At 61.0% G+C, this 12,971-nt stretch carries 12 protein-coding genes; 7 read left to right on the forward strand and 5 right to left on the reverse strand.

Annotated features, from left to right (window positions below; translation table 11 throughout):
• Positions 1-64: 64 nt before the first annotated feature.
• Both cstA and A1WC_RS18935 read left to right on the forward strand, forming a co-directional pair.
• Complete coding sequence (cstA, locus tag A1WC_RS18940) at positions 65-2,170, forward strand: pyruvate/proton symporter CstA (RefSeq protein ID WP_008805590.1); 2,106 nt, start codon at positions 65-67, stop codon at positions 2,168-2,170.
• Between the two features lie 92 nt (positions 2,171-2,262).
• Positions 2,263-2,460 (forward strand): YbdD/YjiX family protein, encoded by a 198-nt coding sequence (locus tag A1WC_RS18935; protein ID WP_002893903.1) that lies wholly within the window; start codon positions 2,263-2,265, stop codon positions 2,458-2,460.
• Here the strand turns inward: A1WC_RS18935 and A1WC_RS18930 are convergent.
• From A1WC_RS18930 to A1WC_RS18915, 4 genes are all read right to left on the reverse strand, one after another.
• A complete protein-coding gene (locus A1WC_RS18930) occupies positions 2,457-2,861 on the reverse strand; it encodes a helix-turn-helix domain-containing protein (RefSeq protein WP_016160469.1) in 405 nt (134 codons plus the stop codon). The genes A1WC_RS18935 and A1WC_RS18930 overlap by 4 nt on opposite strands.
• On the reverse strand, positions 2,836-3,138 hold the full coding sequence (locus A1WC_RS18925; RefSeq protein ID WP_012068431.1) for a type II toxin-antitoxin system RelE family toxin: 303 nt from the start codon (positions 3,136-3,138) through the stop codon (positions 2,836-2,838). The genes A1WC_RS18930 and A1WC_RS18925 overlap by 26 nt, the downstream gene beginning before the upstream one ends.
• Before the next feature lie 183 nt (positions 3,139-3,321).
• A complete protein-coding gene (locus A1WC_RS18920) occupies positions 3,322-4,065 on the reverse strand; it encodes an SDR family NAD(P)-dependent oxidoreductase (RefSeq protein ID WP_012068432.1) in 744 nt (247 codons plus the stop codon).
• Between the two features lie 57 nt (positions 4,066-4,122).
• Positions 4,123-5,211 (reverse strand): oxidoreductase, encoded by a 1,089-nt coding sequence (locus tag A1WC_RS18915; RefSeq protein ID WP_016160470.1) that lies wholly within the window; start codon positions 5,209-5,211, stop codon positions 4,123-4,125.
• 163 nt (positions 5,212-5,374) lie between these two features.
• On the opposite strand from A1WC_RS18915, the gene A1WC_RS18910 reads away from it, so the two are divergent.
• From A1WC_RS18910 to A1WC_RS18895, 4 genes are all read left to right on the forward strand, one after another.
• The gene (locus A1WC_RS18910) at positions 5,375-6,877 is read left to right on the forward strand and encodes a sugar ABC transporter ATP-binding protein (RefSeq protein ID WP_016160471.1); all 1,503 of its coding nucleotides are present in this window, start codon (positions 5,375-5,377) and stop codon (positions 6,875-6,877) included.
• The gene (locus A1WC_RS18905) at positions 6,874-7,872 is read left to right on the forward strand and encodes an ABC transporter permease (protein WP_012968720.1); all 999 of its coding nucleotides are present in this window, start codon (positions 6,874-6,876) and stop codon (positions 7,870-7,872) included. Before A1WC_RS18910 ends, A1WC_RS18905 begins: the two co-directional genes overlap by 4 nt.
• A gap of 20 nt (positions 7,873-7,892) precedes the next feature.
• On the forward strand, positions 7,893-8,957 hold the full coding sequence (locus A1WC_RS18900) for a sugar ABC transporter substrate-binding protein (protein WP_008805596.1): 1,065 nt from the start codon (positions 7,893-7,895) through the stop codon (positions 8,955-8,957).
• A 102-nt stretch (positions 8,958-9,059) separates the two neighbouring features.
• On the forward strand, positions 9,060-10,301 hold the full coding sequence (locus A1WC_RS18895; RefSeq protein ID WP_012968719.1) for an LVIVD repeat-containing protein: 1,242 nt from the start codon (positions 9,060-9,062) through the stop codon (positions 10,299-10,301).
• Between the two features lie 297 nt (positions 10,302-10,598).
• Here the strand turns inward: A1WC_RS18895 and mtnK are convergent, their stop codons facing one another.
• Entirely contained in the window at positions 10,599-11,798 is a 1,200-nt protein-coding gene (gene mtnK, locus A1WC_RS18890) for an S-methyl-5-thioribose kinase (RefSeq protein WP_016160472.1), read from the reverse strand.
• A 101-nt stretch (positions 11,799-11,899) separates the two neighbouring features.
• Here mtnK and mtnA point away from each other — a divergent pair, with 101 nt between their 5' ends.
• Entirely contained in the window at positions 11,900-12,928 is a 1,029-nt protein-coding gene (gene mtnA, locus A1WC_RS18885; RefSeq protein ID WP_016160473.1) for an S-methyl-5-thioribose-1-phosphate isomerase, read from the forward strand.
• Positions 12,929-12,971 lie beyond the last annotated feature (43 nt).

A 12,971-nucleotide genomic window follows, 5' to 3' on the forward strand; every position in this document is an offset into this window, starting at 1 on the left:
ATTCTGCGTTGTGATCTAGAAACAAAATGTAACATCCTGATTACCCTACCGGTGGACCACAACAATGAATAATTCAGGGAAATACCTTATCTGGACACTGCTCTCCGTGATCGGAGCCTTTGCCCTCGGCTATATCGCCTTAAACCGGGGTGAGCAGATAAATGCGCTGTGGATTGTTGTCGCGGCGGTCTGCGTTTATCTGATCGCATATCGTTTCTACGGTCTGTATATCGCCAAAACCGTTCTCGGCGTTGACCCGACGCGGATGACGCCGGCGGTACGACATAATGACGGCCTCGATTATGTTCCGACCGACAAAAAAGTGCTGTTCGGTCACCATTTTGCCGCCATTGCCGGCGCGGGGCCGCTGGTGGGCCCGGTGCTTGCCGCGCAGATGGGCTACCTGCCGGGGATGATCTGGATCCTCGCCGGCGTGGTGCTGGCCGGCGCCGTACAGGACTTTATGGTGCTGTTTGTTTCGACCCGTCGCGATGGCCGCTCGCTTGGCGAACTGGTTAAAGAGGAGATGGGGCCAACCGCTGGCGTCCTGGCGCTGGTGGCCTGCTTTATGATCATGGTCATCATCCTCGCGGTCCTGGCGATGATCGTGGTGAAAGCGTTGACCCACAGCCCGTGGGGGACATACACCGTCGCCTTTACCATCCCGCTGGCGATCTTTATGGGTATCTATATTCGCTACCTGCGCCCGGGGCGCATCGGCGAGGTGTCGGTGATCGGCCTGGTGATGCTGGTGTTCGCCATCATCTCCGGCGGTTGGGTGGCGGAAAGCCCGACCTGGGCGCCGTGGTTTGATTACACCGGCGTACAGCTGACCTGGATCCTGGTGGGCTACGGCTTTGTCGCCGCGGTACTGCCGGTCTGGCTGCTGCTGGCCCCGCGCGACTACCTCTCCACCTTCCTGAAAATTGGCACCATCGTGGGGCTGGCGATTGGCATTCTGATTATGCGCCCGACCCTGACCATGCCGGCGCTGACCAAGTTCGTCGACGGTACCGGCCCGGTGTGGAGCGGCAACCTGTTCCCCTTCCTGTTTATCACCATCGCCTGCGGCGCGGTCTCCGGCTTCCACGCGCTGATCTCCTCCGGCACCACGCCGAAAATGTTGGCCAACGAAGGCCAGGCCTGCTTTATCGGCTACGGTGGTATGTTGATGGAATCCTTCGTCGCCATTATGGCGCTGGTGGCGGCCTGTATTATCGACCCGGGCGTCTACTTCGCGATGAACAGCCCGATGGCGGTGCTGGCGCCGGCGGGAACCACCGATGTGGTGGCCTCGGCGGCGCAGGTGGTGAGCGGCTGGGGCTTTAGCATTACCCCGGATACGCTGCATCAAATCGCCAGCGAGGTCGGCGAACAGTCGATTATCTCCCGCGCTGGCGGCGCGCCAACCCTGGCGGTGGGGATGGCCTACATCCTGCACGGCTCGCTGGGCGGGCTGATGGATGTCTCGTTCTGGTACCACTTCGCCATTCTGTTTGAGGCGCTGTTTATCCTGACGGCGGTTGATGCCGGCACCCGTGCGGCGCGCTTTATGCTGCAGGATCTGCTGGGCGTGATTAGCCCGGGGCTGAAAAAAACCAGTTCGCTGCCGGCCAACCTGCTGGCGACCGCGCTGTGCGTCCTGGCGTGGGGCTACTTCCTGCATCAGGGGGTAGTGGATCCGCTGGGCGGGATTAACACCCTGTGGCCGCTGTTCGGTATCGCCAACCAGATGCTGGCGGGGATGGCGCTGATGCTCTGCGCGGTGGTCCTGTTCAAGATGAAACGCCAGCGCTACGCGTGGGTGGCGCTGCTGCCGACAAGCTGGCTGCTGATTTGTACCCTGACCGCCGGCTGGCAGAAGTCGTTCAGCCCGGACACCAAAGTCGGTTTCCTGGCCATCGCTAATAAATTCCAGGCGATGATCGACAGCGGCAACATTCCGCCGCAATATACCGAATCACAGCTGGCGCAGCTGGTGTTTAACAACCGTCTCGATGCCGGGCTGACCATCTTCTTTATGATTGTGGTGGTGGTGCTGGCGCTGTTCTCGATTAAAACCGCGCTGGCGGCGCTGAAAGAGGATAAACCGACGGCGAAAGAGACGCCGTACCAGGCGATGCCCGCCGATGCGCAAACTATAACCGCGCAGGCGAAGCGCGCGCATTAACCGGTGTGCCGGGTGGCGGCTTCGCCTTACCCGGCCTACATTTCTGATCCTCCTTCTCCCTTTGGGAGAGGGAAACAAAAGAGAAATGACTTATGTTCGACACCCTCTCCAAAGCGGGAAAATATTTAGGCCAGGCGGCGAAGATGATGATCGGCGTGCCGGATTACGATAACTACGTCGAGCACATGCGAATAACCCACCCGGATCAGACGCCGATGACCTATGAAGAATTCTTTCGCGAGCGCCAGGACGCGCGCTACGGCGGCAAGGGCGGGGCGAAGTGCTGTTAACCCTCTTTCGGCAGATAGAGGCTGATCTGCTCCTGGGTACAGCCGTAAATCGCCGCCAGCTTCTCGCGGGTGCGCTTCTGCGGACGGGAGTCCAGCGCTTCCAGCTGCGACACGGCGGACTGGCTGATGCCGAGTTTAGCCGCGACCTCCTGCTGGGATAGCCCGCGCAGGATGCGCCACGCGGCCTGCAGACTGACGTTTTCTTTATGCATCACGTCGCATACTTCGCCTGGTAGCATGACATTATCATAGATGTCTGATTCATAAGGAATATCTTCCCGGTCGCTTTCATCCTCGTCGTCGTACTCCAGCAGAGCCAGGCGCATACGAAAGTAATCGCTGTAAGGAATGACGACATACTGGTCTTTTCCTTCTTCATCCTTGATGTACTGAATAGTCATATTCGGTATCTTCCTCATGAAGGTAGGTGGTGGTGGTTCGGCGTTTAACCGCCACGACGTAGCAGGTATCGCCCGGCGGATCCCCAAAGGTGTAGATGACTCTGTAATCACCTAATCGCAGGCGGTAGTGGTTTTCGGGAGAGGACAATTTTTTGATATCCGAGATAGATGAAGCTTTATCATCCATCTTCTCCAGCCTGGATTTAATGCGGCTCTTATACCGATTATCGATTTTAGAAAATGGCTTATCTGCCGTTTTTGACCAGACAATCTTCATCCGTACCTCCACTGTACGCCCACACAAAATATAAGGAAATAATAAGACTATTAGATAAATTCCGAATTTCTTATGGGGTACTGTAGAGCGGAGAAAAAACGCAGGTAAGAGGCAAAACGCAACCCGTCGAGGCGGCGCGGGAAGGCCTCTGTCGGGCGACAGAGGCTTGCAGAAAATGTGCGATCAGGCGTTCAATCCGCCATCCACGTCCAGCCCCGTACCGGAGATCTGCCCGGCTGCCGGGCTGGCGAGGAAGGTGACCGCCGCGGCGATGTCTTCCGGCTGGCCGTAGTGACCGACCGCAATCATCTGGCGCTGGGCTTCCGCCTGTTCTCCGTCTTCCGGGTTCATATCGCTGTTGGTCGGCCCTGGATGGACAAGGTTAACGGTGATCCCGCGAGGGCCTAAATCACGCGCCAGGCCACGGGTCAGGGCGTTGAGGGCGGACTTGGTCATGGCGTAAACCGCGATGCCCGGCATGGCCACGCGATTAGCCAGACAGCTGCCGATGTTGATGATCCGTCCGCCATCGGCCATATGCACCAGCGCTTCCTGGGTGGCGATGACCACCCCACGAATATTGACGTTGATAAGCGCGTCAATGTCCGCCAGCGTCATGGATTCCAGTGGACCGCCGCGGGCGATCCCGGCGTTGTTGACCAGAATGTCCAGCCCGCCGAGGGACCGGGCCGCATGGGTTACCGCCTCCTGAATAGCCTGCGCGCTGGCGCTGTCGGCCTGCACCGCCTCGCCGTGCCGACCCAGGGCCTTTATTTCATCGGCGACCGCCTGGGCTTTATCGGCCGATTTTTCATACGTAATAACCACATCGGCACCGGCGCGTGCCAGCGACAGCGCGATTGCGCGACCCAACCCACGGCTGGCGCCGGTAACCAGCGCCTTTTTACCTGTTAAATCGATCTGCATGATGACCTCGTTGCGAGAGTGGTGAGCATCATCATTAGGTATAGACGGTCGGGGCGATTAACGGCTGAAGTATTCCACCTTCTCAAACGCCGCGCGCAGAACCTCAGGGGTTAACGTCACTGGTAAATAGTGAATCGACTCGCCCGGGCGCAGGGTATGGGCAATGACCCGGTCCAGTTCTGTGCGGTTATTGATATCGACCTCCAGTGCCGCCAGGGTGGTCGGCAGGTTAAAGCGCTGATACGCCTGCACTAACTGCGCCAGTACATCGTCCTGAGCAAGCAGGGCGCTCTGTACCAGAATGCCGTAGGCGACTTTGGTACCGTGGAGGAATTTATCCGTCTGCGGCAGCACCGTCAGTCCGTTGTGCACCGCATGGGCGGCGGCGACCCGGGTGTAACGTTCCCCCAGCCCGCCAACCATCCCGCCGCCGGCGATAATCGCCTCCACCACATCGCGAAACGCCTGGGTCAGATCGCCGCGGCGCTGGTCCGCCAGCGCCGTTTCGCTGCTGGCCAGCAGCACGTCGCGGATCGCCAGCGCGCCGTTAATCCCCAGCCGCACGGTGAGCGGCAGCGCCTCCGGCTGCGGCGCCAGCACTACGGCCTCATACCATTTGGCTAAGGTGTCGCCAATGCCCGCCAGCAGGTACTCCGCCGGGGCGTTGAGAATGATGCGCGGCTCGACCAGCACCAGGAAGTTGGCGTCATCGAAGATCTCAAAATTCAGGGCCTGTCCGGCGTCGCTATACCACACCGACAGCGGCGTCCACGCCGCGCAGGTAGCGGCGATGGTCGGGATGGCCACCAGCGGTACCCCCAGGCGGCGGGCCAGCACTTTCGCGCTGTCGAGCAGCGCGCCGCCGCCGACGCCAATCACTACCGCCCGATCGTCACCGGAGGCCTGCACCAGCGCCGCCACGTCGCGTTCGCTGCAGTGGCCGGGAAAGCGGATCTTTTTTGCCTCCGGCAGGTGGAAGGCCGCCGGCAGAAAAGGTTCGGCGCCGGCCAGGGCGCGCTCGCCATAGACCCACACCGCCCGCGAGAGCTGGTCGGCGCTGAAAAAATCGCTCAGCCGCTCAAGGCTGCCAGGGTGGGAGAAATAGTTGGCCGGGCCGGGTACGACGCGGATATCGCTGTTGCTCATGGAAGCTGTCCTTATAGGTGTTGGGCTAAACTGATGTTATGTCTGGACATCCAGATGGCTAATATTATTTCGTTGTATCTTATGCTTTTTACGCAGTTGTCAGCCAGCGGCGGCTATGAAAAATTCGTTAAATCAGAAGATTAATTACCGCACGGGAACAGTGATGAGCGCGAACCGCCTTGAGATGCATAACATTAGCCTGGCCTTCTCCGGCTTTCAGGCACTGAACAAGGTGGACTTTACCCTTCATGGCGGGTCGGTGCATGCCCTGACCGGGGCCAACGGCGCGGGTAAGTCGACGCTGATGGCCGTGCTGTGCGGGACGCATGCTCACTATCAGGGCGAGGTGACGATCAACGATCAGCCGGTCACCATTCGTTCGCCGCGGGATGCTAAACAGTTGGGGATCCACCTGGTGCAGCAGGAGGTGGATGTGGCGCTGGTACCTGGCCTGAGCATTGCGGAAAACATCATGCTGGACAGGCTGGCAGAGCCGGGCATGGCGTTTCGCTGGTCGCGGGTTCGGCAGCTGGCGCGCGAGGCGCTGGCGCAGCTGGACGTGGCGCTGGACGTCAGGCGCTCCATTGACAGCTGCACGCTCGCCGAAAAACAGCAAATCCTGCTGGCTCGCGCTCTGTCGCACCATTGCCGCTTTTTGATCCTCGATGAGCCCACCGCGCCGCTGGATCAGCATGAAAGTGAGCGCCTGTTTGCGGTAGTACGCCGTCTGCAGCAGCAGGGGATCGGGGTGGTGTTTATTTCGCATCGTATCCATGAACTGAAGGCGAGCTGCGACACCCTGACGGTGCTGCGCGACGGGCGGCTAATTGAGAGCGGCCCGATGGCGCCGCTGAGCGGCGAACAGATCGTCGAAAAGATGCTGGGCCACGAGCTGAGCGATATCTTCCCACCGCCGCGCCCGCCGCACGGCGAAGAGGTGCTGTTGCAGGTTGACGGTTTGCATGATGAGGCGCTGCTGCAGGATATTTCGCTGCGTCTGCGGAAGGGGGAAATTCTGGGTATCGCCGGGCTGGCCGGCGCGGGCAAAACCGAGCTGTGCAAAGCGCTGTTCGGCGCCAGCAAAAGCCGGGTGCAGCGTGGCGAGCTGAACGGCCAGCCGTGGCGACCGCGCGATCCTGCCGACTCGGTGGGGCGCGGCCTGGCGCTGGTCCCGGAGGAGCGGCGCAAAGAGGGCATTTTCATCGAAGAGCCGATCGCGATGAACCTGGCGGTCAGCGCCGATAACAGCTTTTCGCGCTGGAGCCTGTTTGGCCATCGGCAGGCCTGGCGCTGGGCGGAGGAGGTGATTGCCCGCCTCGGCGTGCGCGCCACTGGCCCGGGGCAGATGCTGCGCCGTCTTTCCGGCGGCAACCAGCAGAAGGTGGCCATTGGCAAATGGCTGCGCAGTCATGCCAATGTTTTGATTTTTGACGAACCGACCAAAGGGGTCGATGTGAAAGCGAAAACCGATCTGTTCATGCTGATCGATGGTCTGGCGCGGGAAGGCAAAGGGGTGATTTATGCCTCGGGTGAATTCGCCGAGCTGGTCGGTTTATGCGACCGCATCTGCGTGCTATGGGACGGACGGATTGTGGCGGAGATCCCCGGCGCGGAAGCCCGGGAAGAGACGTTGCTTTATTATTCAACCGGAGGAGCGGCAGCGTGAGCAAGGCCCTGGCAGTAAACGCGACGGTATCGGGCCGTCAGCGATTTTTTGATTTTCTCTATAAGTGGGGCATGTTGCTGACCGTGGTGCTGCTGGTGGCGGTCTTTGGCCTCGCCTCGGACAACTTCCTTGATCCGTTCAACATCATCAACATTCTGCGCTCGATCGCGATTGTCACGGTGATTGCCATCGGGGTGTCGATTTCTCTCACCATTGGCGGCTTTGATCTGTCAGTGGGATCGACGGCATCGCTGGCTAACGCGCTGGTGATTTCCCTGTTTGTCTGGCATGGCCTGGGGACCACCGAAGCGATTCTGATCACCCTCGCGCTCTGCACCCTGGTGGGGCTGTTTAACGCCTTTCTGATCGTGGTGCTGCGCATTCCTGACATGCTCGCCACCCTGGCCAGCCTGTTTGTGATTCAGGGCGTGGCGATGACCTACAGCTACGGCGGTTCGATTACTGAAAACATGGTGCTGCCGAGCGGCGAGATGGCGGAAGGCACTATCCCGGCGGGCTTTGGCGCGTTGGGGCAGGTGCCGACCATCGTCATCATCATGCTGGTGGTGACGCTGGTCGCCCAGCTGGCGCTGTCGTTCACCACCCACGGACGGCGGATGTACGCCATCGGCGGCAACCCGGAGGCCGCGCGGCTCTCCGGCCTGCGGATCACTCGTTACAAAGTCGCAGCATACGTGATTGCCTCGCTGCTGGCCGGGCTGGGCGGCATTCTGCTGGCCTCGCGTATCGGATCCTCGCAGGTCAACGCCGGCGGCGGCTATCTGATGGACGCGGTGGCGGCGGCCTGGATCGGCTTTTCGCTGGCGGGCTCCGGTAAACCGAACGCCCTGGGGACGCTGGTGGGGGCGGTGATCCTCGGCGTGCTCTCCAACGGGCTGGTGATGCTCTCGGTGCCGTATTACGCGATGGACATTATTAAAGGGTTGGTCCTGGCTGGCGCGCTGGCACTGACCTATTTTCAGCGCCGTACTTAACATTTTACAGGGTAAACAGCATGAAAAAGATCGCACTCTCTCTGATGACGCTGGGTCTGCTGCAGTCGACGGCGGCGCTGGCCACTGCCCCGACGCCGGTGCCGGCGGCGATTGCCGAGCACAGCGGCCCGATCCGTATTGCGGTGATCCGCAACCTAGGGTCTGACGATAACACCACCCAGTTTGTCTCCGGGGCGCTGCAGGAAGGCAAAAAGCTCGGTTTCAAAATCAGCACCTTCCTGAGCAACGGCGATGACGCCAAATTCCAGGACTTCGTCAACCAGGCCATCAGCCAGAAATACGATGGCATTATTCTCTCCCAGGGGCGTGACCCGTATTCCACCGCCCTGGTGAAGAAGGCGGTGGATGCCGGGATCAAAGTGGCGGTGTTCGATACCGCGGTGAGCGGTGAGATCCCCGGGGTGACGGTCAGTCAGCAGGATGACGCGTCGCTGACCGAGCTCTCTTTTGGCCAGCTGGTGAAAGACTTCAACGGCAAGGCCAACATCGTCAAGTTGTGGGTGGCGGGCTTCCCGCCGATGGAGCGCCGTCAGGCGGCTTACCAGACGCTGCTGAAGCAAAATCCGGGGATTAAAGAGCTGGAGTCGATCGGCGCCGTGTCATCCGATGTGCAGGGCGACACTGCCAACAAGGTGGGGGCGATCCTCGCCAAGTATCCGAAAGGGAAAATCGACGCGATCTGGGGCACCTGGGATGCCTTTAGCCAGGGGGCCTATAAAGCGCTGAAAGAGAATGGCCGCACCGAGATCAAACTCTACAGCATTGATATTTCCAACCAGGATCTGCAGCTGATGCGCGAAGCCGGCAGCCCATGGAAGGTGAGCGTGGCGGTGGATCCGAAGCTTATCGGCGCGACCAACGTGCGGCTGATCGCCAATAAGATCGCCGGCGAGCCGACGCCAGCCACCTACGACTTCAAGGCGGCGGCGATCCCGCAGGCGCTGCTGGCGGCCCAGCCGGGGGCGGTGAACGTGGCGTCGCTGGGGAAAATTATCCCTGGCTGGGGCCAGACCGAAGACTTTATCGCGCCGTGGTTCGCGACGCTGGAAGCGAAAAACAAATAAAATCAAGCCGGGTGGCGGTGGGCGGTGGCCTGGTGCCCTCACCCCGGCCCTCTTCCGCAGGGAGAGGGGGAAAACCATGCCACCGGGCGAGAGGGATCCCCTATGTCAGCATTACCTTCCCCCGAATACAGCCGCAATATGCGGCTGATTGGCCATAGCGATCAGGGCGGTCGTCCGGACGGCGTGCAGCTGATGGTGCACCGCGGATTCGCCTATATCGGCCATATGGTGTCGCAGGGCTTTTCCGTGGTCGATGTTCGCGATCCGACCCGGCCTACCACCGTCAACTATATTGCCGCGCCGCCGGGCACCTGGAACGTGCATCTGCAGGCGCATGACGATCTGCTGCTGGTGATCAACGCCCGGGATCTGTTTGCCGACGCCCGTTTTGCTGATGAGAAGGTCTACTACACCCGCTCGGTGGGCGACACGGTCAGCGATGTGCAGGACAAGGGCTGGAGCGCCGGGCTGCGCATCTTTGATATTTCCACTCCCGCGCAGCCGCGGGAAATCAGTTTCCTGTCGCTTAACGGCATCGGTATTCACCGCATCTGGTACGTCGGCGGCCGCTGGGCGTATGTGTCCGCGTTGATCGACGGTTTTACTGACTACATCTTCCTGACCATCGATCTGGCCGATCCGCGTAAGCCCGAAGTGGCCGGGCGCTGGTGGCTGCCGGGGATGCACCAGGCGGGCGGTGAAACACCGGACTGGCCGCAGGGCAAACGCTATGCGCTGCATCACGCCATTATTGCCGGGGATACCGCCTACGGCAGCTGGCGCGACGGCGGCCTGACGCTGCTGGATGTCAAAGACCGTACCCAGCCGACGCTGATTAGCCATCGCAACTGGAGCCCGCCGTTCGGCGGCGGGACGCATACCGCGCTGCCGCTACCGGATCGTGACCTGCTGGTGGTGCTGGATGAAGCGGTGCTCGACAATCAGGAGGACGGTGAGAAGCTGATCTGGCTGTTTGATATCCGCGAGCCGTCAAACCCGGTGAGCATCGCCACGTTCCCGCCGCCGGATGAAATCGACTATGTGGCGAAAGGGGCGCATTTCGGTCCGCACAACCTGCATGAGAATCGTCCCGGCAGCTTTGTCAGCTCAACGCTGATTTTTGCCACTTATCAGAATGCCGGCGTGCGGGCTTACGATATATCTAACCCGTATCGTCCGCTGGAGACCGGGGCGCTGGTGCCGGCGGCGCCGAAGACGATGATGGATACCCGTCCCGGCCGCCCGCAGGTGATCCAGTCCTGTGACGTGTTTGTCGATGCGCAGGGCATTATCTACAGCACCGATTACAACGGCGGGCTGTCGGTGATTGAGTATCTGGGATGAGGACAAGGTAAACGCAAAATTGTGCTCGCATGTCTGCCGGGTGGCGGCTTTCGCCTTACCCGGCCTACAAAAGTCTGCAAGATCAAACCGTTATGCGGTTATCTGTAGGCCCGCGCAAGCGCAGCGCCACCGGGCAATCCCAGAAGATTGCACTTTTTAGGCTTTGCTCCCTCTCCCTGTGGGAGAGGGTTGGGGTGAGGGCAAGGTAAACGCAAAAAGGCAATGACAATGGCCTTTTTTAGGGTGTGCTCCCTCTCCCTATGGGAGAGGGCCGGGGTGAGGGAAAACAGGCCGCACTCAGCTGTACTGGCGTACCCGCGCCAGCAGCTCGTCGACGCTGTCGATACGCTCAGCCAGCACAATCAGCGCTTTGCCGAGGGTAATGGCGTGGCGCAGGCATTCATGGCGCATGGCGTCGTCCTGGATAGTGTCGATATCCGCGACGTGCGACAGTCCGACGCTGCGGCGGATCAGTTCGCTGCCGCAGAAGCCAACCGCGTCGGCCCAGACTTTCTTCAGAAAGGCGGAAGCGTAGCCGGGGTAAGCCAGGGCCGCGTCGCGGGTTTTCTCCGCCGCCAGCGCCTGGAAGCGTTCGGCGAAGGTGGTCCACAGCTGGTGGATATCGTTCAGTCGCTGCTCGCGTGCGGCGGCGGCGTCGCGAATGCCGAGCTGGCCCGGCAGGCCGCAGTAGTTAAGCAGCAAGTTGCCGATGGCGGTGCCGATATCGAAGCCAATGGGGCCGAAATAGCCGAACTCGGCGTCGATGGCCTTCAGGCTGCCTTCGGCAACGAAGATCGACCCGCTGTGGATATCGCCGTGCAGCAGCGCTTCCGCATGGGCAAAGAAACGATGCTTCAGCGCCGCCACCGCCAGCTTTAGCTGGGCGTCGTCGCGCAGGACGGCAACATCGGCCTCCAGCTCCGCCGGGTAGTTATTACGCTCGTGGATCTGATACGGGTCGTTAAAGAACAGATCCTCGGTGATCTCGCACATCGCCGGGTTACTAAACTGCGCCACCTGCGCTTTTTTCTCGTGGGGATGGAGATAGAAATCGCTGGTGTGGAACAGCACCTGCGCCAGATAGTCGCCAAGCTGGCGGGCCGCCTGCGGGTAGTAGACGTTAGCGATAAGCTCCCCGCGCCAGATGCGGTGGTCGGAAAGATCTTCCATCACCATCACCGCCAGCTCGGGATCAAAGTGATGGATTTTTACCGTGTGCTGCGGGCTGTGCTGATAGTGGGCGACCAGGGTCTGCGCTTCCAGACGGGCGCGGTCGAGGGTCAGGGGCCAGGATTCGCCGACACAGCGCACGTAGGGCAGGGCCTGTTTGACGATCGCCCGGCTGACGCCCTGGCGATCGAACACTTTAAACACCAGATTGAGGTTGCCATCGCCCACTTCCTGCGCGCTGACCAGCTCAGATGGGTTGTCGATGCCGGCGAACTGCTGCGCGTAAGCCACGGCATCGTGGGCGGTGAAGGTATGGTATTGCGACATTGCCTCGATCCTCGAATTCTGATTAAGCCGTTCAGACGTCTATACTTCTGGATTCCATCCTGACACAATGTGATACAACAACGCAACAGGGATTTAACGACATGCAGACATTACAGACCACCAGCCTGCGGGTGAGTGAAAATCAGCTTTTTATTCTCGACCAGCAGGCCTTGCCGCAGGAGAAACGCTGGCTGGCGGCGGATAACATTGCGCTGCTGGTGGACCATATTCATGCCCTGCGGGTGCGCGGCGCGCCGCTGATTGGCCTGTCCGCCAGCCTGCTGCTGGCTCTGCTGGCCCAGCGCGGCCTGAACCGGGATGCACTCCAGCAGGCGCTGGAGACGCTGCGCGCGGCGCGGCCGACGGCGGTCAACCTGATGAATAATCTGGATCGCATGAAGCAGGCGCTGGCCCGGGAAGATTACCCGCAGGCGCTGGAAGCGGAAGCTTTGCGTCTGGTCGAAGAAGATAAACAGCTGTGCGACCGCATCGCTGAGGCGGGCAGTGCGCTGGTGAAGCCCGGCAGTCGACTGCTGACCCACTGCAACACCGGTGGCCTGGCGACCGCCGGGGTAGGGACCGCCCTGGGGGTTATCGCGCTGGCGCACCGGCAGGGAAAGGTGGCCAGCGTGTGGGTCGATGAAACCCGGCCACTGCTGCAGGGCGGACGTTTAACCGCCTGGGAGCTGGGCGAACTGGGCGTGCCGTATCAGTTGATCACCGATTCAATGGCCGCCAGCCTGATGGCGCAGGGGCAGGTGGATGCGGTGTGGGTCGGCGCCGACCGTATCGCTGCCAACGGCGACGTGGCGAATAAAATCGGCACCTATTCCCTGGCGGTTTTGGCCCATTATCACCAGATCCCGTTTTACGTCGCTGCCCCGCAGACCACCCTCGACCGCCATTGCCCGAACGGCGCGGCGATCCCCATTGAGCAGCGCGCGGCGGCGGAAGTGACCGGGGTGGCGGGCAGCTTCGGCGCGGTACAGTGGGCGCCGACGGGGGCTGCCGTTTACAATCCGGCGTTCGACGTCACGCCTGCTGGGCTGGTGAGCGGCTGGGTGCTGGACAGCGGGGTGGTCACCCCGGCGCAGGTCGCCGCCGGGGCGTTTGCGCCGGACAATGGATAGCCGACACCGTGCCGGGCCTGGAAAAAATGGCTTTCCCGGGCCC

This window comes from Klebsiella sp. KTE92, assembly GCF_000398905.1.
Lineage (GTDB): Bacteria > Pseudomonadota > Gammaproteobacteria > Enterobacterales > Enterobacteriaceae > Klebsiella > Klebsiella variicola.